The organism is Actibacterium sp. 188UL27-1 (assembly GCF_016901225.1).
Taxonomy (GTDB): Bacteria; Pseudomonadota; Alphaproteobacteria; order Rhodobacterales; family Rhodobacteraceae; genus 188UL27-1.
Map to the genome: position 1 here is coordinate 1 of NZ_JAFEUL010000050.1, position 1,660 is coordinate 1,660.

3 protein-coding genes are annotated in these 1,660 nt (G+C 59.9%); all 3 read left to right on the forward strand.

Annotated elements, in window-relative coordinates:
- On the forward strand, positions 1-353 hold a 353-nt coding region (locus IU397_RS23125), incomplete at its 5' end, for a transposase (protein ID WP_204417980.1).
- A 167-nt stretch (positions 354-520) separates the two neighbouring features.
- Positions 521-616 carry a hypothetical protein gene (locus IU397_RS24105; RefSeq protein ID WP_370541767.1) on the forward strand — a complete coding sequence of 32 codons (96 nt, stop codon included), beginning with the start codon at positions 521-523 and terminating at the stop codon, positions 614-616.
- 145 nt (positions 617-761) lie between these two features.
- On the forward strand, positions 762-1,660 hold an 899-nt coding region (locus IU397_RS23135), incomplete at its 3' end, for a transposase (protein ID WP_204417981.1).

Sequence of the window (1,660 nt, forward strand, 5' to 3'; positions counted from 1 at the left end):
TTGTTGGGGTCGAGCGTCGGCGTTTCTGGCCCGTTGACTTTAAGCTGTTGATTTTACGGGAAGTCGGCGTGGGCGGTACGACCGTGACTGATATTGCCTTGCGTCAAGGCTTAACGCGGCAGCACATCTATCAGTGGCGACGACAAATGAAGGACAAGGGGCTCTGGCCGGAGGCGGAGGGCGTTGCCTTTCTGGGCGTTGACGCACCAGAGTTGCCCACGACTTGCAATCCTGGGCCGCCGAACAGTTCAGCAGCCGAGATCGGCTTTGCCGATGGTCGGGTGCTGCACTACCCGCCCGGCATGTCCGAGGCGGAGATCATACAATTGATCCGGCTGGTCGAGACGGCATGATCAGCCCTGGCACGAGTATCCGTGTTTATCTGGCCTGTGGAACGACGGACATGCGCAAAGGGATCGCCGGTCTGTCCGCATGGGCCCAGGATGTTCTGCGACAATAATGGCCAGCAAGCGGAGCGGTATTCGCCTTCCGGGGGCGTAAGAGGGATCGGATCAAACTATTGTATTGGGACGGTCAGCGATTTTGCCTGTATTACGAGGTGCTGGAGAAAGGCCGCTTTCCTGGCCAGTCGCCCAAGATGGAGCTGTGCGCCTGACCTCTGCGCAATAAAAGATGCTTTGGGAAGGCATCGATTGGCGACGTCCGGACTGGGGTGCACCACCCGTGCGGGTGGGGTAAATTACTGCACCGATATCACTGGTTTTTATGGCGCGCTCGGGTGGATCATGGTAGTCATTCCGCTGTCCGAAGACACCACATCTCTCTCCGATGACCGAGCCGTTCTGCGGGCGATCATCGCCTCGTTGGAGGCGGAGAATGTCAAGCTCTTGGCTCCCTTGCGCGCCCGTGGTCTGTTGGTTCAGACCCTGCGGACGCGGATCGCAAAGCTGCAGAAACAGGCATTCGGCAAGAGCTCTGAGAAGATCGAACGTGAGATCGCGCAACTGGAACTGGCGCTTGAGGACCTGCAGGTGGCCATGGCGGAGGCCGATGAAACGGCTGCGCCAGATGGTGATACCGAGGAAGACATCGTCGCGCCAAGTGCCGCCGAAGACGAGAAGCCCCCGCGCCGCCGCCCACGTATCTCAAAGGATGCGCCGCATGAGCGCCGGGAACTGGATCCCGGCGACAACTGCCCGGAGTGCGGTGGTGACCTGCGTGTTTTGGGCGAGGATGTCAGCGAGCTGATCGACATGATTGCAGCGCAGCTGAAAGTCATCGAGATCGCCCGGATCAAGAAGTCCTGCCGCCGCTGCGAGAAGATTGTACAGGAACCCGCCCCGAGCCGCCCGATCCCACGCTCTATGGCCGGTCCTGGCCTCTTGGCTTACATCCTGACGTCGAAGTTCGATGACCACTGGACCGGAACCAAATCCGAGATCGCCAAGGACGCACTCGACCGCATTGGCCAGCTCTATGACATCGAGCGCGACATCAAAGGCCTGCCTGCCGACGAGCGCCATGCTGTCCGGCAACGAAAGACCAAACCACAGGTGGACGCGTTCTACGCCTGGGCCGAGGCCCAACTGACGCGCATCCCGGGCAAGAGTGATTTGGCCAAAGCATTCCGCTATTGCTTCAGCCGTTGGCCGTCCTTCACTCTGATCCTCGAAGACGGACGCGTGGCTATCGACAATAA